The sequence below is a fragment of the Flagellimonas sp. B-3 genome (assembly GCF_056857835.1).
In genome coordinates this window covers 161,738-181,747 of sequence record NZ_JBSXNW010000019.1, presented here as the reverse complement: position 1 = coordinate 181,747, position 20,010 = coordinate 161,738, and the positions used below count along the sequence as shown (strand labels likewise).

The window sequence follows — 20,010 nt, the reverse complement described above, 5'->3', positions numbered from 1 at the left end:
ATCTATTTTAAGCGTAAAATAGCTTTTGCATAGTGCGTTTTTCATATTTTTGATAAGGTTTAAAATTGGTCATTCAGTTTTTAAATCTGTTTGGAATCCAGGGATTGTTCCAGCAATTCCTGGTTCTTTTTAAAGTTTAGTTCATTGGCTATTCGGTTTTTTGGGTTAGTATTAATTTTTTGTTGGATAGATTGTAGTCAAAACCCTTGATCCTTTGGAAGCCTTGGAGCACCTCTTCAATGGTCTCCGTTTCAAACCTTCCGGTATATCGTTCTTTTTTCAAAAGATCATCATGGATCTCAATTTCAATATTGTAATGCCTTTCCAGCTTTTTTGTGATATGGTAAAAATCCTCGTTCTTGAACAAGAGTACACCATCCTTCCATGCAATGTGGCTGCTCACATCGACATTGTCCACGACCATCTCTTTAGTTGAATCGGAGTATGATGCGATTTGGTTAGGTTTTAGAAGAACAGGGGCAGATTCTTCCGAGCCATCATCATGCCCTACGGAAAGACTGCCTTCCACCAAAACCACTTTGATGTGTTCGTCATCCGTATAACTCGAAACGTTGAACTGGGTACCCAGCACCTTGGTTTCCACTATGCCCGTACTTACGATAAAAGGCCTCAGAGAATCTGATTTTACCGTGAAATAAGCTTCCCCCCTCAGAACAACATTCCTTGTTCCCTCTTCAAAAAAGGCCACGGGATACGTCAGTGATGAACCGGAATTAAGGAACACCTCGGAGCCATCCGATAAAACCACTTCGAATTTTTTACCATAGGGCACTTCCAAGGTGTTATAGACCAGTTGTTGGTCATCACCCTTGTTTTCAACACTCACTTTGTCATAAACAATCTTTGACCCTTCCTGTCTGGCAACAAAGTTGCTCGATCGGGACACTATTCCAGTAGTGTTCTCTTTCAAGGTTTCCTTGGTTTGCCCATTCCCCAAGGTAATGGTGACCTCCTTTGGCAAGGTCTCTTCCGTCCTGCCACTGCTCAGGTAGAAATAAAGGGAAATGGAAAAAACACCGATAAATATCGCTGCATATTTGAGCCATTCAAGGCGTTGCTTCCTTTTATTTGTTTTGATCAGAAGATCGAACTTTGCAAAAAGCTCACTTTTAAGATGTTCGGCCTTCTCTTTTTCTTGCGATTTTGTGAGCAAGTAATGAAGTTCCGTAGCATCCTTGAAGGAAGCAGGATTATCCTTGACCCATTTGGCCAGTTGTTCAATCTCTTCGGGGCTGGATTCATTTTCAAAGAAATTGAAGATGATTTTTTTGATATGCTTATTTTTCATTATTGTTAAATGCAGATTACCAAAATGTTATTAGTTAAACGATTTGATTTTGACAAACCCTTGGTTTTAATCAATAAATATTGATAATATTGAGGGGACTTTGAAAATAGGCGCTATGGATTCCCAAGGCCATAAAGAAAATATTGATATAGTCGCAATCCGAAAAGGAGACCGGAAAGTGTTCAAAGAGGTCATTGGACTGTACTATGACGAACTATATTATTATGCCAAAAGTTTATCCAGGGATGAACTCTTGGCCAAGGATTTGGTCCAAGAAGCCTTCTTCGGGCTATGGCAGAAAAAAGAACTGCTCAATGTTAATACCGTTCTGAAGGGTTGGTTATATAAAACCCTTAAAAATAAATATCTGGACCATATCAAAAAGTATCGCAAAGAAACCTATTTCTTTGAAAGGACCTTTTCTGAAACGTTGGATTCAATAGTAAAGGAAGAATATCAGGATAATCTGAACCAAAAACTTGAATTGTTGGACAAGGAAATCCAAAACTTGCCCAAAAAATGTAAACAGGTCTTGATCATGAGCAAAAAAGAGGGATTGACCAATATGGAGATTTCGGATTATCTTGGAATATCCATAAAAACGGTTGAAGGCCACCTTTCCAATGCCTACAAGATCTTGAAGGAAAAATTGAACGAAAAGTTCCAAATATTGTTCACTTTGATCTGTTTTCGAAAAAAAGGTGCCACCAATGGATCGTAAGGCAAGTGCGAACTTTTGATTTTTGTCAAAATTAAGAGTTTTCCATTTTGGCTGTCCTTACTATAGGCTTTACTGTTTTGCGGTCAATAGGATTTTATGGCATTTGACCTTAAAATAGCAATGTAAGTCCTGATACCAACAATAAAAGGAGTATTGATTTTTCATATAGGGGCTCATTTGTCTTCTTAAAGGCCTGTTTACCCAGAAATTGTGCCAGCAGAAAAACAGGGAATACGATCAGAGTCATTTTCAAATGATTGAAGGTCAAAATTCCGCCGATTGCGAGGGCGGGAATTCTTGTCAGGGTCACCAGTCCCAATACCCCGATCATTGTAGCACGTATCGATTTAATGCTGTTTGTCTGGTTTTCGATACACATCACATAAAGAGGACCTCCTGTCGAAAACACCCCCGAAAAAAATCCCGCAAGTACCCCGAGACCAATCACACCTCCTTTTTTCAATTGTAGTTTTCTTTTTCCCAGAATGCCATAAGCCACGTACAGCAGAATAAAGATACCTAGGAATTTTTTCAGAATTAGCGGCTTTGAGTTCGCAAGAACCAGAATGCCCAACACTACCCCTACTATCGAGGTTAAGGCAAGTCGGAACAACATATTTCTATCAATATTGTTCCATTCCTTGGCAATAAGAAAAACACTTGAATACAGGTAAAATATAGAAATGTACGCAACTGCATCGGGAAGTTGAATGCTGAACAACAATATGGGCAAAGCAATCAAAGCACCTGCAAAACCAATTGCGGTCTGAACAAAAAAACCAGCAAAAATTCCCAATGCCAGAACCAAGATCACCTCTGTCTGCATTTTTTTCAGTTTACTATTTACGGCTAAACTAATTGAAGATCTCATAATGGTAAAATGGAATTATTGGTCATATTGTAATTTTTCCATTGAAAAATATATATTTATCAAAATATACAATTGAAAACATGGTAGATGAATTAGATAAACATATAATCGATTTATTGAAAAAGAATTCTAGGTGTTCCTTTGCTGAAATGGGAAGGATAGTATCGCTTTCCGCATCGTCCGTAAGAGAGCGGGTCCAAAAATTGGAAGATTTGGGAATAATTGAGTCCTATAATGTTAAGATTGACAAATCACGGCTGGGATTCGGAATGGAGGTCTTTATCTTGTTAAAGATATTTGACGGTAAGCTATCTTTAATTTTGAAAGAAATCAATGCCTTTCAAGAGGTGGAAGAAGCCTATAGAATAACTGGTCCCTATAACATTCATATTAAAGCAGCGCTCAGAAATCAGAAACATCTTCAAGAATTTGTTGATCAATTGATCAAATATGGCAACCCAACCACACATTTAATCCTTTCTGAAATTCATTAAAGGGTACCAACCCCTATTACGATGGGACCACATATATAACCATAGATACTTTTAAGCCATTTGCCCCGCCGTCCGATCATTTGAAAATAGATCGGACTTCCGAATGGATCTTTTGGTAGTTGGCCTCCAGATTGGATGGTGACAAGGGCATGGGAGTTGGCAATGCCCGTTGGATATTGGGTCGTTTGAACCGGACCTTTCGGTCCCTGCCATCGGCAAAGACTACGAACTCCCCCTGTTTCAGCCCATAGAAGGTCGAGGCCCGTCGTTTGGCCACCTCCTTCTCCCCTTTGGTGATCCGAGTCTCCAAGGTCAGTCCACTGCTCTTGCTCACGCTCCGTGTGGGAATCTTGACGATCTCAAAAAAGCGCTCATAGTATTTGGCGGTATCGGGATCATTGGCCTTGCCGAAAAACTGGTAGGACAGATTGCTCAGAATGGCCTTGCTCGCCCGGTCCCCGTACATCATATCGTTCTGGACCTTGTCCTGGAGCACGTATAAGGTAACGATATCATAGCTCCGCAGGGTGGCCGGGATACGGTGCATGTTGAGCAGCCTAAGGGTCGAGGCTTCCTCCAACAGCATGAAGGAGGGATTACGGCCCCGTTCGCTCATCTGCTTGGAGATGGTATGGATCGTCGTGGCGATGACCGGGGACAGGGAGGCGTCCTTCTTGGGATTGTTGACCACACAGAGCACCGAGGGGTTCTGGGGATTGTTGATATCCAAACGGATATCATCGGAGGACAGTGCCATGAACAGTTTTTTGGTACTGATCTTTTTGAAGGCATTGGCCAAGGTGCTCTTGACCCCAGCTGTTTGTCGCTCCGACCCTACCCCACTGATAAAGGCATCCGCCATCGCCCGGGCGGTCAGGTTCAGTTTCAGGAACTTGATCAGCCCCTTGGTGTCCACCTGTTGGTACAGGGCAATGAGATGGGGAATGGTGCAATAATCGGGATAGTCCTCCTTCAACCGCCAGATCATCCCACTGACCAGTCCCTCCACGGCATCCTTAAAAAACCGTGAGGTACTGTTCTCATCCTCGGCCTTCAGTTCCAAAAGGTTTTCCAAGAGCACCCGTGAGATCTCGTACACGCTTTCCTCATCGGGCAAATACCGTGGGGCTATGGGATTGACCCGTTCGTGGATGGGATCGAAGGACACGATATGGAACGGCACCCCATTGTTCTGGAACATGGGATAGGCCATTTCGGTGATCTCAAAATCCTTGTAGTCATGGATGACTCCACAGAACTGTTGGGCCTTGAAGTGCCCCAAAAAATTATGGATGACACTCTCGGTCTTCCCGCTACCCGCTGAGGCGATGACCGATACGCCCCTACGGATGTTCTCCAGCACAAACCGCCTTCCCCTGACGTTCATCCGCACACGGTAAATTTTCAGGTTCTTGGTATCCGTTTCATCGGGCATAAGGGCAAAGAGGACCACATGGATAAAGGATAGCGGTAACAGATATACGAGGGATATCCGCAGGAAGAGTTCTTGGCCCCAGCCCATCCAAAGGGCCATGGCCACTCCCAGTATCACCGCCAATAGGATGTAAAACCCAAATTTCAGGAAGCGGTTGGCAGCAAAGGACACCAGCCCCCCGATTAGAAGGGCGATCAAAATGGTATGTATTTCAAAATTCAACATAACAGTGTTTTTGGATTATATGCCAATGGAACCGGAGTCCATCGCCTTGCCGATGCCCCGTTTGAGCTTCATCAGGGCCTTGTATGCCACCTGTGCCTGGTTCACGGGTATGGTCGGGATCTTGGCCCCTGCTTTATTAAGCAACTGGAAGGCCGCTTGCCGCTCGTTGGCCGGCAGTCCCGCCAACATCGCAAAGAACTTTTTGGGATCCTTGTCCAAGAGGTTTCGGGAGGTATAGCGCTCCACGAAATTGCGCCTATATCCGAACTTTTTGTCAAAGGTGGCCTCGGCAGCTTTGTAGAATTTCTCACGGTGGAAGCCCTGTTTCTGAGCCTTTCCGTTCAATATGGTTTCATTGGCCCTGAAAGGGGTGAGCGGGGACAGGCTATGGCTATTGGATCTGTCCTTTCGGCTCACGATGATATGGATATGGCTCTGGTGGCCTTCCTTGGCCATGTCAGGTACGATGCGCCTACCGTTCTGTTGGTGCGGGGCCTCACGTTCCAGGTCCCTGATGCGTTGTTGCAGGCGTTGGATGTTGCCCGTGGCCTCGCCCCGCTCGATACGCCGTATCTCGTTTTTGTGTTCCAGTATCTTGGAGGCAAAGGGCTGGTTCTCCTTGACCTTGCGGTCGGTCTCCGAATAGGTGCGCTCCCGCTCCAGCTTGGCATAGTACTTAAGATCGTCCACGGTCACCTTCCAATCCCTATGGAAGGCATTGGCATAGGCCTTCATCACCTCACGGGTGTACTGTCTTAGTTTTTCGGGATCGTTCCCGATATGCTTCAGCTCCCCTTGGGAAGGACTGACCACCAGGGAATAGAACTTGGGATCCTTTTTTCCAAGCTTAGAGGTATTGCCATCGATCTCGGCAATGACCGTTTCAGGATCGATACTGCTTTCGTACTGGTCAAAGTATTTTTCTTGCTGTTCCGGGGCACGGTCCTCGTTCTCCTTCTCCAGATAATTGACAAAATCGCGGACACTGCCGCTGAAATTGCCGCCCATATGTTGTTTGCTGATGGCGATGTACATGCTCTTATGAATTTTCTATGTTGCGTCTGTATTTTTCCACCTCGGCCATGGTCAGTTCCAATTTGAGGTATTCCTTTCCAAAAGAGGGTTTGACCACCCTGACCCGATCCAGGACATGGGAAAAGTCCGCCTTAAGGGCGGCCATCCGCTCCTCCAAGCGGTCGTACCGCACCCTGGGCACGGTGGTCTCTTCGTCCCAAGTCTCATCGGGCGGGCCGTCCTCAAATTTGCGCTCGATGAATTCCATGACCTCTTCCCCAAATCCATCGGCTTCGCCCTGCAAATGCTGCTCAAATAGGGACTGCAACATGGCCACTGTCGGCTTGGTCTGCTCCTTTTCAATACTCCGCACGATGGCGACCAGGGCATTGAACCGCCGTTTCATCTGGTATTTCAGGCTCGCAATGGTCTCATCCAACCTATCGTCCGGGGACACGCCATTGGCCTCGAAATAGTTTACCATGGCCAGCAAGGCCATCGATTGTGACCGTCCCTGTGTCCTGCAAAACCTCCGATACTTCTTCGCGATCGAGACCTTGATGCTCAGACAGGTAAACCGTTCTTTTTCGTATCCTTTGTCCATTTTTCCATTAAAAATTCCTTGGTTTTACTGGGCTGGCGGCATTTTTCCATTAAAAACCTAATGTTTGCTTTTTTCACCAATCTCCCGAACACACCATAAACAGGGGCTTTGCGGAGCAAACCGATGACGTAGCGCTGCGCCAGCACGCTACCCTCTTGCTTCTCCGATTTGTCCCGCAGGGACAAAATCGTATCGCACAACCTGTCTTGAAAAGACAGTTGTACCCAATCTCTGTGCAATTGATTGTACGGACTGTGGGAAAGTCAAATCAGAATCGAATGCCGTACACCGTAAATATATTGGGTTTTGGGTGAAACAAAAAACGTGGATTGCTGCCAATTGGTTCGGTTTTGCACCAAATCGTATGGAACGGGCGTTTTGGAAAAATTTGGGCGTCAGATTGGGGACGGCACGACAAAAAAACAAGGCTCTTTTTCAAGAGCCTTTGGTGTCAATTGGTGGTCTGTGCATCGGTGGGCAATTGCTCCCTGCGGTACTCAAACCTGAAAATCCAAAGATTGATTACCAGTAGGAAGGATTTTTCAGCGGGCGTTTTTTTCTCAATGGTTTCCTTTTGGTGTTTCCGTGCCGGGATTTCCAACGACTTTTTTACTGTTGTTTTCATAAGCTTTGATTTTAAATTATCGATTATTTGATGGCATCCCCGCCCTTCCCAAAAATTTCAGCTCAAAAGGAAGCGGAATAAAAAGTGAGCCTGCGAACGGCTTTATGCCGAACGCTTTTGATGGGAATATTTTTGAAGGGCTATCTTGCGGTCAAATAAGGGATAGGTGTTGTTCGGGGCTGGACTGTCCTTTATAAAGTGGCACAACCCGTATTGGTTTTTGTGGGTTCGATACGCACGAAAACCAAACTGTGAAAAAAAAGACCCCATGGGCTTGGGGTCTTGGTCAATCGGCACACTTCAAATCTTGAAACTGTACCTGTAATTGTACAGGTTGCGGATGGCTTCCTGTTCCAATAGTTCGTCGTAGTTGCTGAATTGGGTCTTGGCATAGCTGCGCAACTGTTTCCCGAATTTTGCCTCCACGTCCTTTTTGGATAGGGCTATCAACCGTTGTTGTGCCGTGTCGTCAAGGTCGTTGAAATTTATCTGTATCATTTCCATGGGATTGGACTGTTATCGTTATAAATCGTATAGGTCGGGGTCGAGACCCTCGGGATAGTCCCTTGGGTCTTGGGTCTCTTCCAACCACTTTTCAAATGCCGTCATTTCGGTATCTGTATCTTTCATGGCACATAGTTTAAAGGTCTCCATTGTCGGAAAAGCTGTAGTAACTGCCATCGGGTGCCAATATGATATGGTCGAGGATCCGCACGTCAAAGAGTTCCCCCGCCCGTTGGATTTTTTGGGTCAGCTTCCTGTCCGCTTCACTGGGTTTCAATTGCCCAGAAGGGTGGCAATGGACAAGGATCATCCCCACACTTAGGGTTTTCAGTACAATGGCGAACAATATCCGCAAATCCACCAACGTCCCCGTGATGCCCCCTTGTGACAGGGGATAGATGCCCTTGACCTTGTTGGCATTGTTCAAGAGCAGTACCTTAAAGGTCTCGTGCATCCCAATGGTCTTTTTGTCCCAGTTTTTGTAGAGCAACTGCGCCACAGCTTGCGAGTTGGTAATCGAATCGGACTTAATCGTGCTCAATTTTTCTCGGTAGCTTACCTGTATTTCGTTAACTTTGTCTGTCATAATTCTTTTTTTAGAATGTGAATGTGAATTAAAAAGAGGGTGCATCTTGTGGAGAGAATTGCACCCTCTTTTGGTCTCTAATCGTTACCGCCCAACAATAGGATTTCGTTGGCTACCACTTCGGTTACAAAGCGTTTGTTCCCCTCCTTGTCGTCATAGGAACGGGAGGTCAGTTTTCCCTCAATGGCAAGTTCCTTGCCCTTGCCCACGTACTTTTCGATGATGTCGGCGGTCTTGCCCCAAGCGGTCACGTTGTGCCATTCGGTGTTGGTCACCTTTTCGCCCTTGTTGTTCTTGTAATGCTCGTTGGTCGCCAAGGATAGGCGGGCTACTTTCTTGTCGTTGTCCAATTCAGTGATTATGGGGTCTTGCCCCACGTTCCCGATCAACTGTACTTTGTTTCTCAAACTCATAATAAAAAGATTTAAAAGATTAATAATTTCCCCGTATCTCCGTGCAATTGCGGTAGGATTTTAAGGGGTGTTTGTTTGCTTCTTACGTGCGGAGCACAATAAACGAAGTGGGTTCGGTCAAGGCTTTTGGGAACAAATCGGGAGGCTCCGCGACGTGGTTTTTACCGAAGGGCTAAAAACGAGGACGTGGATACCCTATTTGTGAGCAAAACACCGTCTGGCCTTGACGGGTTCCATAAGGGCCCTAGGAATTCCTTCCGACCCATTTGTGTCCGAGTGTACGGGAAGTTAAACGAGGTAAGCAAATGGTGTCCTGATTGGAAGTCCTTGGGCACTGCCCTGTTTTTCGATGCCCCGAAAAACAACCAAAGGCTTCTTTTATTATGAACCCCTTAAAATCGTTGGGAAGGCAATCCTGGGGTTTCGGGCATGGGACCTGCAAATTCCCAAGAAGGATTTGCGGGAGCTTGCCCAATGGGAAACGCCGGGATTGGCGGGCGGAGGGCTGTTGTTGGGGCAAAAAAACGGGATGTCCTATTCCCACAACCAAATAAATTCCATATTTTGTACCCTTGTTTTATCCCAAAACCTTAACCAAACATGAGACAACTGAGTTTAGCGCTAATGGCCATGTCCCTACTGTGGTCCTGTGGCAACAAAGACGGCAAAAAAGCCGTGTACGGTACCGAGAAACCAGCCACCGAAAAACGGGAAACACAATCTTCGGGGAATGCAAAGACAAGTGCACCGTTCAATATGGAGACCCTGCCGATATCCATGGCAGAGCTAGGGGACTTTCCGTTTTTGGGGTTTCCAGAGGGGCTGAAACCCTACGGTACGCCCATCGAAAGGGAACATGACACCCTTTTTGTACCCATCAAGGGCAGGATGGCCCCGTTTGTAGGCCATGTATGGAGGGCCGACATCACCTCCCTGGACGGCAATGGGGATGACTGGTCGCTTCCCGATTTTTTCAAAACTTATAGTGATGCTATAACCGCCCTGAGGGGCACCCTGGTATTCGATGGTGGAATCGATTATGAGGAATACGAACGCTACCACAGCAAGGCCACCTATATGGGAGAGACCGGTTCCATCGGGTATGTCGGGGAACGCATCCTGGTCTATGCCATCCACCGTGCCAATGGTGCGAACGTACTGGTCCAGATGACGGGCAATACCGTTTCGGGCAAACTGAACGTCCTCCATATGGAACCTTCCAAGTAGCGACATTCACAAGAAAAAACAATGGCACAAAAAAACTCCCGATACATCACGTATCGGGAGTCTTTCTCTGGTGAGGGTTTTTCCATCAGGTATCGGACCTTTTGATGACCGCCTTGGGATTTTTCTGCTTTAGGTCTTCCATTGAGGTTGCAAAGACCTGCTCCTGAATGTGCGGATTTCCCTCAAAGGTCACGGTAAAGCGTTCCATGCCCGTAAGTTCCAACAGCTTCTTGAGGAGTTTGGGACGGTCTGCCTTGGACACGCATTTGTATATGTGGTGCCCCTTCAGCCCTGTTTCCGTGGAGATATGGCCATCTTCGATATGGTATTGCAGTTCCGACAGGGCATCCTGAAAAAAGCTTTCATAATCCAGATAGGCCATGTACTGCCAGTAGCTGCCCTCGAATAGGACCTCGGTGCCGCTGCTGTCGATGTCCAGTTCCCCACCGAAACCCATGCCCGGCTCCTCAAAGTTCATGGTAACCTTCAGGGAGGTATAGGTCTTGGCTAGGGCCTCGAACAGGGGTACGGGCGGTGACCATGCACTATCGCCGTAGAGTTTCAGTTCTCCGTCCCCTAGTTCAATGTCCGGGGTGAACCACTTGGTACCTACAATGTCGTAAATCTCCCCGAACGGAATCTCCCGTTTAAGGACGTGTTCAAAGTCGATGTAATTCTCCTCTTTGGTAAGCAGCTTGTGGAGGGTTTCCAGTTCCGCTTCGTTTCCGGTAATGGTAATGGTGTTGTAACAATGGTTTGCCATAATATATAGTGTTTAAATGGTTACATGCTTGGAAGTTTCATGCAACCGTCACACGGGCCGCCCAGACCGATAAAGCCATGAGTCCGTCGAAATGGTATATCGGTGCGGGCCGTAGGTTTGCCATGGAACCCTACAAGTGGCCATTTGGCAACTGTTTATGGCAAGGTTCGGTCTACCTGGAATGTATTTGGAAATGGTATGGTGGGAACTCCGGTTTGGTGCGGGCACCGGAGCGGCCCGTTAGGGTCAGGCCATCTCAAGGACGGTCTGGAAGAGCTGCTTGTCCAGGCGCTCCTGGCGCGAAAAGCTCCGTTTCAGGGTGTTGTGCAATACGGCGTTGAAGGCGTTGTAACCCAACCAAAGGTTTGGCTTGGCGCCTAGCAAAATGGCCTCGTTGTCCAAAATTTCGAGGACCTCACGGGCCTTCTTGGACGGGTCGGGGTTCCTGTCACTGCACTCATAGCGGAACAGTTTGGTACGTTCCAGCACCTTCCTCACGAAAGCCTTGGTGTCCAGCAGTTCAACGGCCATCATCTGGCTGAACCTATCGGAAATGGTATAGAATTCGTTGTCCATGAACTTTTGGAACAGCCCCTCCAGTTCGGGCATGATAAGCAGGGCACCGTTGGTGCTGTGCTTGATGGAAAAGGCAATTTGTGCCTGGGCCACATGCAGGCCGTTGGAGCATACCAGGCGGTAGAACCCGAAATGCCCCGAGGTACGTTCGCTCCCGTCGTAGGAATTGGTAAAGCGCAGCATCGGCAGGATGGTATCTTTTCCGTCGCCCACGGAGAACTGGGAACTGTCGGAGAGGATAAAGTCCATGCTGAAGGTCCTGTCGTTACGGTTGATGGTCTGGCGATTGTAGTCCAGTCCGGCATCGATGAGCATTTGCTCGGCTTTTTTGAAAAAGAGTCTGTTGGGAATGTGCCCGTAGCTCTTCGATACGATGTTCACGATCTTGCCATTGCTGACAATGGCGCGTTCCAGCCCCTTTCTGGAGGGCATCTGGGTCAGTTCACTTAAAGGTCTTACCTCGGTAGGTACAAAAACCTCGTCCTGTTGCAATCTGTCTAAATACATAATTATTGGATTTTGGTTAAACAATATTTGCAGGGAAACCCAAACGGAAGGCAGGCTGTCGAGCGGCAAGGAAACGGAATAAACCTTATGCCGTCCCTTGTCCGGTGACAGGATGCGACGTTTACCTTGGTGCAAAGGATTGGTTGGGATACTAGGTTGTTTCGGAGTTCCCAAAGAGCCCTTCCTGTCGAGGGCTTTCGGTCGAAGATGGTTTGGAAATGGACGTATCGGCCTTCATCTTTTGCTTTAGGGCTGCCCGGCGTTTGTCGTATATCCACACCCTTAGCCGTTTCAACAGGGTCTGCTCGTAATCGGACAGGGTTTTGGGTGCAATCTCCATCATGGCACCGATCTGCCCAGAATTCTTGAAGGTCTTGGCAAATTGGAGACCGCACCAAGTATAGATGTTTGCCCACTCACTAGGCATGGGTGATTCAAAGGTCCTGGGCATCATATAGGCGACCACCTCGGTAAGGGAGGCCATTTTCTCACCTTGCATTTGGGTCAATAACCTCGCCAAGGTAATGTTGTGCAAGACCTGCTTGGGTACCGCATCCTACCAGGCGGATGGATAGACAATGATGGGGCTGCTGAGACAGTCCATAAAATCGAAGACAAAATCTGATTGGGCCTTTTTAAAGGATTTGGGAGTGGGATTTGGGTCAGTTGTTGGCTCCATTTCAAAGCCGAAATCAAGTTGGTGCATGTTTGGATGTTCCATGATATTTGTTATTATAGTTCAACAATATTTTCGGGATCCACCAAACGGAAGAGTAAATTTTGGAGCGGCAAGGAAACGGAATAAAAAGTGACTTTAGGGAACGGCTTTATGTCCCTTGCCCGAGAAATATTTGCCGGGTTTATCTTTTGGAAATGTTGCTTGGATACTTATTACATTGTACTGATTCCAATGCATGTACCCTGCAAGCGGACTTGACCCACTGTTTTTGGTGTCCTGATCCATCAGGGAGTGAAGTGCCCCGTTCCAGGTATTCCGGAACGGGGAAACGGAAGGGTAACCAAAAGGAGTGGGTCGTGTCCAAGACTTTTTTTTACGAAGCGCTTTTCCCGAAGTACCTGCCAGCAGTAGGCAGGGAGAGCGAAATGCAGGGAAATGGGCCTAGAAAGCTGTTTGTTGCTGGAATACTTTAAAACAACAAAATTCCTAAGCCTTTTTAGATTTTTTCACTAAATTGGGAAACTGTTTTTTAACAGTCCTTTTCTTAATTAGAATTATAACAGCCCTACTGGAAATTCCCGGCACAAAGTCCCCTCTTCGACCGGTTTGGATAAGGAATTAAATTTACCGTGAAAAAATGTATTAACCTTTAACTTAAGGATTGTCCTATTTAATCCTATGGAACTGAGATTATTCAACTTTTAAGAAAATAATGCGGCGTGTCCCATGGAAAATATATTGAATTGAGAATCGAAAAACTTGGGCATAGCCAACTAATTTGGCAATATAAACCCAGTAAAGTTCATTTTTTAAACAAGTTGTATGCAAGCTTAAAATACTAGATGGAAGAAATCTCACAACCAACAGAAGAATTAAAAACGCTTGAAACTGAAGTTAAAGCTTTTGCAAATGCTCAACCTTATTGGGCAAGATACCTTTGTTCTGAAATTTTAGCAGGTAATGAAATTACAGATACTATAATTGATTCAGCTTATTCTTATTTGCTCGAAAAAATAGGTCTTAAAGAAGAAACTGATAAGCCTGAGCTTTCTATTTCATACAACCCAAATGCCTCTGATGATTATAAAGAAAACCTGTCTTTTGACTCGCTTGCAAACGTTGAAGGAGTTAATGCCCTTACCGAAAATCAAACTATAGAGTTAACATCAAATTTGACTATCATATATGGAACAAATGGAGCTGGGAAATCTGGTTATGTTCGCCTTTTAAAAAACGTTTTTTATTCCAAAGACAAGGCAAACATTCTTCCTAACATCAACATTGATTCCGGACACAAACCAATAGCAGCAACCTTTAATTTTTCTTCAGAGGGAACTAACATTCCTTTGAAATATCCTGATAACATCGGAAATGGCATTTTTAATCAGTTTGCAATTTTTGACGGAGATATTGGGAAAAAACACCTTAGCTTAAGAAATGATTTTAGCTTCCGCCCTGCTGGACTGCAATTGTTTAATGAATTTAATGCTGCATTAGAGAAATTAAACGGCAAGCTAAATATTGAAATTCAATCTAAAAGTACTGCCAATCCCTTTGCAGATGATGACATTTTTCAAGGAGAATCTGAAATCAAAACATTGTTAATTCAGCTTTCGCATAATTCTAAACTTGAAGATTTAAATGCTCATTTACCTTATAATGAAGAGGAAAAAGCAAAGAAAGTTCAACTAGACAAAGAATATGATGATTTAAAAATTGCTTTAGCTCAAAAAGACAAAGCATCGAAAGAGTTGCAAACTATAAAAGCCCAATTAGCAGCTCGAAAACAGACTTTAGTTAACACGAACACTTGGTTCGCTCAAGACCAACTAAATAGTGTAATTAAAGCAATCACTAATTGTAAAACCAAAGAGGATACAGCACAAAAAGAAGGCGTAGAAAAATTCAAAACCGATAAAATTGAAAATATTGGTTCTACAGAATGGAAACAATTCATTGAAGCGGCCGCAAAATTTGCTTCTACTCAAAACGAAGGTGAATACCCTTCACTTGGTGACAATTGCTTACTGTGTCAGCAAGCAATCAATGATGATGTTCCCAAAAGCTTAATTAGCAGCTATTGGGCTTACATTAAAAGTGTTGCTGAACAAGAAGCAAAGACGGCCAAAGAAAAGCTTGCAAAGTTTAAAGCGGATTACGAAAAATTAAGTTTCAATCAATTTCCTGAAACAGACACTTTAGCCGTTTGGTTAAAGGACAGGTACGAAACGGTTTTAGCCAATTTAAAAGATGAACTAAAGAAACAGGAAACATTAAGACAAACACTTGTATCAAACATCAATGACAAAAAGGATATTTTACAAGTTGAAGTACAATTAGATTTAAGTGCATTAGATGCCATAAGCAAAACGGTAGATAAAGAAATTAAAGCATTTGAAGAAGATGAGCAAAATAAAAAACTTGGCGAACTGTTAAAAAAGAAAACTTATTTGGCTCATAAAGAAAAACTGGAAGCTCGATACCCAGATATTGAAACCCTACACAAGAACTTGATTTGGGTAAACAAAGCCAACCAGTTTAATAAAAGGTCAATAAAGAAATCATCTACAGATACTGAAAAGAGACTTTCCGAAGAATATTTCAACAACGATTATATCAATGAATTTAATGACGAATGCGATAAATTAAATGGAAAGTTTGGAATTGAAATAGATGCAAGAAGTTCAGATGCACAATCCAACCGCCAACTTTTTCTTAAAGGCGAAGACCCTTCTGCAATTTTAAGTGAGGGAGAACAAAAAGTAATTGCTCTGGCTGACTTTATTGCAGAAATCAACATTACCACAATTAACAGAGGAGTCATTCTTGACGACCCTGTTAACTCGCTTGATGAAGAACGGAAGAGTTTAATTGCGAATAGGCTCGTTTCAATTTCAGAAACTAAACAAGTAATTATATTTACTCATGATTTAGTTTTTGTCTCCTGTCTTCTTAATTATGCTCAAGACAAATCTTTAACTCACGAGTGCCATTGGATTGAAAATAGAAATGGTAACCCGGGTCAAGTTTGGTTAAGAAACTCACCTACATATGAAAAAATTTATCGTAATGCTGAGCCAGTAAAGAAGCTATACTCCGAAGCGAATAAAACCGAGTGCCCTCCTGAACAGAGAGAGTTCCTAGTTAAAAGTGGATTCACAGCATTACGTACCTGCTATGAGGTTTTAGTAATTAATGACTTGTTTAAAAATGTTGTTCAGCGATACAATGAACGTGTAAGCGTTGATAGTCTTTCCAGTGTCTATTTTGACGAAGAATTAACAAACGAACTTCTTGACAGTTTTGCTCAATGTTGCAGATACATGGAAGGCCATACGCATAGTGATAAATATGCTTACATGAAACCAGAACCTTCAAACCTTAATGAAGAAATTCAAAGATATGAAGCGTTAAGAAGTAAAATTCGAAAATTTAAAAAGAAATAAAGCCAGCATACAACAACACCTAAACGCAATGCCCTACGGGACACTGCCATAGCCAAAATGTTGTACCTCATGCTAAAAAAGAACCTGATGATAATAAAGCAAATCATAGTACAATTTGATACAGACTCTAGGAGAGGGTTTGATGAACACGATATCAGTTCCGCATTAAGAAAACTTGTCCCAGAAGATAAATCACAAATTGATGACACACTTAAGGCTGAGTTAATGGCCTTTGATTTTGCTGAGGATTATCAAGATAAAAAGACTGGATGGGGAACTTATTTTGGGCCTATGATGGTCTGGAACAATGGAGATGGCACAGCAACAGAATCACCATCAATCAAACTAATCACTCCAGAGATGATTGATTATTGGGAAAAAAGGGCTACTGAATGTGTAAATCCAATAATAATAGCACGCTACAGCGGATTAGTTTGGGACTTCAAGAATAAAATTACAGGAATAAATCCACCACATGAGATTTGCCGAATATATACAAAAGCTTTAATTGATCAGGCCAATGGCGATTTTCATAAATATGAGGTTAATACCTTTCGGAAACTGGCACGAGCGTTAAAACTGTCGATTAGCCTTAATGACGATGATTTAATCAAGAAATGTAAAGATTCCCTAATCAATTTTGAAAATAGGCACTCGCAAGATACTAAGTCTAGCGTATATTGCACCAAATTGAAACAAAGTCATTCATTTTCAATTGATTATACGATTCTACATTTTCTTTAATATCATCTAATATCAATTGATTTCAACATTTGTTGTACCTATGTTGTACCTGAAAAGAACAATAATTTCGTATCTTTATGGTGTACTTAGGTAAAGGAATACATTCAAAATGGAATGTTGTACCTATGTTGTACCTGATTTGACTTTCGTACTCAAAACAGGTCAATTATGTCATCAAACGCAAAGATAGTTCTACGTAAAAAACCAAACAGTAAAGGGCTTTACCCATTAGCTGTTCGAATTACAAAAAATCGTCGTTCAACATATCAATATATAGGTCATTATATTGACATAGAGGATTGGGACGAAAAAAATATTCGAGTAAGAAAGTCTAATTCAAATGCTGATAGTTTAAACAAGTTGCTATCACAGGAACTCTCGAACGCCAATAAAGCACTTATTGACTTACAATCCGAGCATAAAGATGCATCTGCCAACCAAATCAAAAAAGAGATATATGCCTCGGGAAACTCTGCTACCTTTTTTGAACTAGCACAAGAGCATCTGGACGAATTGGAAATCGCCGAAAAATTAAACCGCTTATCTACGGATAGTGCTTTGGTTAGCTATATCATAAAGTTTAATAAATCAAAACAGTTGGCTTTTCAGGAAATTAACGAACGCTTCCTAAAAAAGCTGATGATATATTTGAAAGCCAAACACGAACTTTCAGAAACATCAGTAATGAACATCTTAGTCCTCATTAGGTTGTTGTTCAACAGAGCTATTAAGCTCAAAATAGTTAGTAGGGAATTATATCCTTTTGGTGGTGACAAGATTAAAATTAAGTTTCCAGAAACAAGCAAAGTCGGGTTGAATATTATTGAAGTAAGAGCCATAGAAGCTCTTGAGAATTTAACTTTGAGTGAAATACACACTCGAAATGTCTGGCTCTTTAGTTTTAATTTTGCCGGAATGCGAGTTACCGATGTATTGTGGACAAAGTGGTCTGACATATACGACAAAAGGTTGCATTATAGAATGAACAAAAACTCAAAATTACTATCATTAAAAATTCCAGATAAGGTTTTCAAAATTTTAGATTATTACAAAGAAGACAAAAGATATGCAACCGATTTTGTTTTTCCCGAATTGAAAAAAGCGAATCTCGATGATGCAAAAGATGTCTATAACAAGAGAAAGACAGCTACCAAGAAATTTAATGACAACTTAAAATCTATAGCTAAAAAGGCGAAAATTGATAAGAAAATTACAATGCATATTGCGAGGCATACCTTTGGCAATATTGCTGGTGATACCATCCATCCCTTTATGCTGCAAAAATTGTATCGTCATAGCGATTTAAAAACCACATTGAACTATCAAGCTAATTTTATTCACAAAGAAGCAGATGATGCTTTGGATAGTGTGGTAAATTTTTGAACTATTATCAGCCATCTGCAAATATTTTAAAGTCATATTTCAACATATTCAATTGCCATTCCCTTACCTTTACCAACATAATTTTATGTTTATGGTGTTAAAGGTTAAATGGACTGAATTTAAAAGTAGTCTTGAAAATTTTCAGTCCGAAGGAAATGCGCTTATTAAAAAATATAAAGCAGCAAGAACTGAGGATTTATTAAATGAATTGAAAGAGGAAAAACAATCGTGGGAAAGCGATGTAATCAGTTATGTAAAGGCTTCTTTTGACCCTGAACACACCAATTTTGCATACGAGTTTAAGGCTCAACAAGGATATAATTTCGGAATGAAATTAGGTATCGACCAAAGAGTCAAAAACACTATTCAAACCATTAAAGATGAAATTAATGGGCTTGATTACTATTTAAAAATATTATTCATTTCAGATGCTATTGTGCGAGCTGATGACATTGATTTAGAAGAGCGTAAAAACCTTGATACCGAAGGCATTCTTGATCTTATACTTTCTAAACTATATGAACTGTATAATGATGGGAAATACTATTCTATTAAGTGGATTCTTGAAGGTAACGGCCTAAAGTTAGGTGGGCGTAGCGAAGATTGGGACTATGGTAGAATGCTTGAAGAACGAGGCCTTATTGAGACTATGAATGGTCGTGAGGTAAATGCCAAACTAAAACTTGAGGGAAAGTATGCCATTGAACAAGCCAGAAAATCCCAAGTGCCCGACTACTCAAAAATTAGCGATTCTGATGAAGAATTAAAAACACTTCTCAAAGAGGTACTTGCCGAAGTTAAAAGATCAGGATATGGTCAGCAAATCATCTTCGATGAGTTTGATGAGCTGCGCAAAGACATTCCGCATCTTAGCAAAAAATCGTTTGGTCAGTTATTAAAATCAAAACTTGGCGATTTGGTCGCAGCCAAAGCCTTTGACAAAGCTATCGCCAGCGACATATTCAAACAATTTACTAACCAAATATTTCCATTTTAACGTATGAGAATATGGGCAGGTATTAAAAATAGAATAGTTCAATTCTTCCGAAAAGAACCACCACCAGAATATGAGGTGACAGAATATGTGTTTTCGGATAGACAACCTCTTGATGGTTCTTCGACCATTTCATTTTTCGTAAACAATCCCAAGCCAGATGTAAGTGTTACCAGAACTTTTGATAGCGAAGACCAAGCCGTTAATTGGCTTATGGAAAATCGAGATTTCAAAAAGATGTTATTTAGTAATGTATTTCCATCCGCAAATTCGGTGAAATACCAATGTGGCGTTAAAGAACCTATCACAATCCCAAACAAAATGCCAGGGGATATTGACATTCTTCTGTATGAACAAGGAAAGGAACAAAATGCGGTTGGAATAGAATGTAAAATAGTAAAAATCGAATCGCTTGAAAATCAACCACCAAAAATAAACAAGATTACAAGCGTTCAAAAAAAGGGAACTATTCAGGCAAATGGATATACCGAAATTGGATTCAACAGGGTTTATCTGCTAATCATACTATTGGATGATGGCCGGCATTACAAAAACCCCAATGTTATGTTCAGAACTACACCTTTTAAATGGTTGAAAGAATTGTATGGTTTTGACTGGCAAACCCGAATGAGTGATGATATTGGAATTATTTACGTTCACATAAATCAATTTACTACTAACCATATAAATCAGACCAAAGGATTGGGATTGCGTGTAGAACGTGAAGCAATACCAATTTTACAACCTGAAGAACTAACTGATAAAATCAAAAAACTGGATTCATAGGATAATTTGAAACGTAAAGGAACTTGCAGGATATGCGGAAATCATAGTAAACTAACGTTTGAGCACGTTACACGAGAGTGTAAACTGAACTCTCTATAGTTTGC

Annotated in this window: 21 protein-coding genes; 8 read left to right on the top strand and 13 right to left on the bottom strand. The window is 42.6% G+C overall.

The features are described 5' to 3' along the window. Window positions 1-148: 148 nt before the first annotated feature. Window positions 149-1,309, bottom strand: coding sequence for a FecR domain-containing protein (locus tag AC13CS_RS08200; protein ID WP_293164491.1), 1,161 nt, complete (start codon window positions 1,307-1,309; stop codon window positions 149-151). Window positions 1,310-1,424: 115 nt separating this feature from the next. On the opposite strand from AC13CS_RS08200, the gene AC13CS_RS08195 reads away from it, so the two are divergent. After that, complete coding sequence (locus AC13CS_RS08195) at window positions 1,425-2,030, top strand: sigma-70 family RNA polymerase sigma factor (RefSeq protein ID WP_293164494.1); 606 nt, start codon at window positions 1,425-1,427, stop codon at window positions 2,028-2,030. 109 nt (window positions 2,031-2,139) lie between these two features. Here AC13CS_RS08195 and AC13CS_RS08190 read toward each other — a convergent pair whose 3' ends face one another. Continuing rightward, entirely contained in the window at window positions 2,140-2,856 is a 717-nt protein-coding gene (locus AC13CS_RS08190; RefSeq protein ID WP_293164497.1) for a sulfite exporter TauE/SafE family protein, read from the bottom strand. Between the two features lie 125 nt (window positions 2,857-2,981). On the opposite strand from AC13CS_RS08190, the gene AC13CS_RS08185 reads away from it, so the two are divergent. Continuing rightward, window positions 2,982-3,395 carry an Lrp/AsnC family transcriptional regulator gene (locus AC13CS_RS08185; protein WP_293164500.1) on the top strand — a complete coding sequence of 138 codons (414 nt, stop codon included), beginning with the start codon at window positions 2,982-2,984 and terminating at the stop codon, window positions 3,393-3,395. A 76-nt stretch (window positions 3,396-3,471) separates the two neighbouring features. Here AC13CS_RS08185 and AC13CS_RS08180 read toward each other — a convergent pair whose 3' ends face one another. The 8 genes from AC13CS_RS08180 to AC13CS_RS08145 form a co-directional block, all read right to left on the bottom strand. Further along, on the bottom strand, window positions 3,472-5,055 hold the full coding sequence (locus AC13CS_RS08180) for a TraM recognition domain-containing protein (protein ID WP_293164503.1): 1,584 nt from the start codon (window positions 5,053-5,055) through the stop codon (window positions 3,472-3,474). Window positions 5,056-5,070: 15 nt separating this feature from the next. Further along, window positions 5,071-6,090, bottom strand: a complete 1,020-nt coding sequence (gene mobB / locus AC13CS_RS08175) for a MobB family relaxase (protein WP_293164506.1) — start codon at window positions 6,088-6,090, stop codon at window positions 5,071-5,073. A 4-nt stretch (window positions 6,091-6,094) separates the two neighbouring features. Further along, window positions 6,095-6,673, bottom strand: a complete 579-nt coding sequence (locus AC13CS_RS08170; RefSeq protein WP_293164508.1) for a BfmA/BtgA family mobilization protein — start codon at window positions 6,671-6,673, stop codon at window positions 6,095-6,097. Then, on the bottom strand, window positions 6,634-6,912 hold the full coding sequence (locus AC13CS_RS08165; protein ID WP_293164511.1) for a hypothetical protein: 279 nt from the start codon (window positions 6,910-6,912) through the stop codon (window positions 6,634-6,636). Before AC13CS_RS08165 ends, AC13CS_RS08170 begins: the two co-directional genes overlap by 40 nt. A 212-nt stretch (window positions 6,913-7,124) precedes the next feature. Continuing rightward, entirely contained in the window at window positions 7,125-7,298 is a 174-nt protein-coding gene (locus AC13CS_RS08160) for a hypothetical protein (RefSeq protein WP_293164514.1), read from the bottom strand. A gap of 300 nt (window positions 7,299-7,598) precedes the next feature. Then, window positions 7,599-7,796: a hypothetical protein gene (locus AC13CS_RS08155; RefSeq protein ID WP_293164517.1), complete on the bottom strand. Its 198-nt coding sequence runs from the start codon at window positions 7,794-7,796 to the stop codon at window positions 7,599-7,601. Window positions 7,797-7,938: 142 nt separating this feature from the next. Continuing rightward, on the bottom strand, window positions 7,939-8,388 hold the full coding sequence (locus AC13CS_RS08150; RefSeq protein WP_293164520.1) for a JAB domain-containing protein: 450 nt from the start codon (window positions 8,386-8,388) through the stop codon (window positions 7,939-7,941). A 77-nt stretch (window positions 8,389-8,465) separates the two neighbouring features. Next, window positions 8,466-8,804 (bottom strand): single-stranded DNA-binding protein, encoded by a 339-nt coding sequence (locus AC13CS_RS08145; RefSeq protein WP_293165252.1) that lies wholly within the window; start codon window positions 8,802-8,804, stop codon window positions 8,466-8,468. Between the two features lie 597 nt (window positions 8,805-9,401). On the opposite strand from AC13CS_RS08145, the gene AC13CS_RS08140 reads away from it, so the two are divergent. After that, a complete protein-coding gene (locus AC13CS_RS08140; protein WP_293164523.1) occupies window positions 9,402-10,028 on the top strand; it encodes a hypothetical protein in 627 nt (208 codons plus the stop codon). A gap of 85 nt (window positions 10,029-10,113) precedes the next feature. Here the strand turns inward: AC13CS_RS08140 and AC13CS_RS08135 are convergent, their stop codons facing one another. From AC13CS_RS08135 to AC13CS_RS08125, 3 genes are all read right to left on the bottom strand, one after another. Further along, window positions 10,114-10,791, bottom strand: coding sequence for a DUF1281 family ferredoxin-like fold protein (locus AC13CS_RS08135; RefSeq protein WP_293164526.1), 678 nt, complete (start codon window positions 10,789-10,791; stop codon window positions 10,114-10,116). Between the two features lie 246 nt (window positions 10,792-11,037). Next, window positions 11,038-11,874 carry a DUF932 domain-containing protein gene (locus AC13CS_RS08130; RefSeq protein ID WP_293164529.1) on the bottom strand — a complete coding sequence of 279 codons (837 nt, stop codon included), beginning with the start codon at window positions 11,872-11,874 and terminating at the stop codon, window positions 11,038-11,040. A 151-nt stretch (window positions 11,875-12,025) separates the two neighbouring features. Next, the gene (locus AC13CS_RS08125; RefSeq protein WP_293164532.1) at window positions 12,026-12,409 is read right to left on the bottom strand and encodes a hypothetical protein; all 384 of its coding nucleotides are present in this window, start codon (window positions 12,407-12,409) and stop codon (window positions 12,026-12,028) included. Window positions 12,410-13,395: 986 nt separating this feature from the next. Between AC13CS_RS08125 and AC13CS_RS08120 the strand changes: the two genes are divergently transcribed. The 5 genes from AC13CS_RS08120 to AC13CS_RS08100 all read left to right on the top strand — a co-directional run bounded on the left by AC13CS_RS08120 (window position 13,396) and on the right by AC13CS_RS08100 (window position 19,906). Continuing rightward, entirely contained in the window at window positions 13,396-15,999 is a 2,604-nt protein-coding gene (locus AC13CS_RS08120; RefSeq protein WP_293164535.1) for an AAA family ATPase, read from the top strand. Between the two features lie 69 nt (window positions 16,000-16,068). Next, window positions 16,069-16,743, top strand: coding sequence for a hypothetical protein (locus AC13CS_RS08115; protein WP_293164538.1), 675 nt, complete (start codon window positions 16,069-16,071; stop codon window positions 16,741-16,743). A gap of 168 nt (window positions 16,744-16,911) precedes the next feature. Further along, complete coding sequence (locus AC13CS_RS08110) at window positions 16,912-18,126, top strand: site-specific integrase (protein WP_013072776.1); 1,215 nt, start codon at window positions 16,912-16,914, stop codon at window positions 18,124-18,126. A 91-nt stretch (window positions 18,127-18,217) separates the two neighbouring features. Next, entirely contained in the window at window positions 18,218-19,123 is a 906-nt protein-coding gene (locus tag AC13CS_RS08105; protein ID WP_240462943.1) for a hypothetical protein, read from the top strand. Between the two features lie 210 nt (window positions 19,124-19,333). Further along, on the top strand, window positions 19,334-19,906 hold the full coding sequence (locus AC13CS_RS08100) for a hypothetical protein (RefSeq protein WP_293164556.1): 573 nt from the start codon (window positions 19,334-19,336) through the stop codon (window positions 19,904-19,906). Window positions 19,907-20,010 lie beyond the last annotated feature (104 nt).

What these genes read in the sequence shown, in the direction of transcription:
- AC13CS_RS08120 (WP_293164535.1), top strand. Translation starts at nt 13,396, where the DNA reads ATGGAAGAAATCTCACAACCAACAGAAGAATTAAAAACGCTTGAAACT.
- AC13CS_RS08195 (WP_293164494.1), top strand. Translation starts at nt 1,425, where the DNA reads ATGGATTCCCAAGGCCATAAAGAAAATATTGATATAGTCGCAATCCGA.
- AC13CS_RS08160 (WP_293164514.1), bottom strand. Translation starts at nt 7,298, where the DNA reads ATGAAAACAACAGTAAAAAAGTCGTTGGAAATCCCGGCACGGAAACAC.
- AC13CS_RS08190 (WP_293164497.1), bottom strand. Translation starts at nt 2,856, where the DNA reads ATGCAGACAGAGGTGATCTTGGTTCTGGCATTGGGAATTTTTGCTGGT.
- AC13CS_RS08110 (WP_013072776.1), top strand. Translation starts at nt 16,912, where the DNA reads ATGTCATCAAACGCAAAGATAGTTCTACGTAAAAAACCAAACAGTAAA.
- AC13CS_RS08100 (WP_293164556.1), top strand. Translation starts at nt 19,334, where the DNA reads ATGGAAAATCGAGATTTCAAAAAGATGTTATTTAGTAATGTATTTCCA.
- AC13CS_RS08105 (WP_240462943.1), top strand. Translation starts at nt 18,218, where the DNA reads ATGGTGTTAAAGGTTAAATGGACTGAATTTAAAAGTAGTCTTGAAAAT.
- AC13CS_RS08150 (WP_293164520.1), bottom strand. Translation starts at nt 8,388, where the DNA reads ATGACAGACAAAGTTAACGAAATACAGGTAAGCTACCGAGAAAAATTG.
- mobB (WP_293164506.1), bottom strand. Translation starts at nt 6,090, where the DNA reads ATGTACATCGCCATCAGCAAACAACATATGGGCGGCAATTTCAGCGGC.
- AC13CS_RS08135 (WP_293164526.1), bottom strand. Translation starts at nt 10,791, where the DNA reads ATGGCAAACCATTGTTACAACACCATTACCATTACCGGAAACGAAGCG.
- AC13CS_RS08155 (WP_293164517.1), bottom strand. Translation starts at nt 7,796, where the DNA reads ATGATACAGATAAATTTCAACGACCTTGACGACACGGCACAACAACGG.
- AC13CS_RS08140 (WP_293164523.1), top strand. Translation starts at nt 9,402, where the DNA reads ATGAGACAACTGAGTTTAGCGCTAATGGCCATGTCCCTACTGTGGTCC.
- AC13CS_RS08170 (WP_293164508.1), bottom strand. Translation starts at nt 6,673, where the DNA reads ATGGACAAAGGATACGAAAAAGAACGGTTTACCTGTCTGAGCATCAAG.
- AC13CS_RS08130 (WP_293164529.1), bottom strand. Translation starts at nt 11,874, where the DNA reads ATGTATTTAGACAGATTGCAACAGGACGAGGTTTTTGTACCTACCGAG.
- AC13CS_RS08185 (WP_293164500.1), top strand. Translation starts at nt 2,982, where the DNA reads ATGGTAGATGAATTAGATAAACATATAATCGATTTATTGAAAAAGAAT.
- AC13CS_RS08180 (WP_293164503.1), bottom strand. Translation starts at nt 5,055, where the DNA reads ATGTTGAATTTTGAAATACATACCATTTTGATCGCCCTTCTAATCGGG.
- AC13CS_RS08115 (WP_293164538.1), top strand. Translation starts at nt 16,069, where the DNA reads ATGCTAAAAAAGAACCTGATGATAATAAAGCAAATCATAGTACAATTT.
- AC13CS_RS08200 (WP_293164491.1), bottom strand. Translation starts at nt 1,309, where the DNA reads ATGAAAAATAAGCATATCAAAAAAATCATCTTCAATTTCTTTGAAAAT.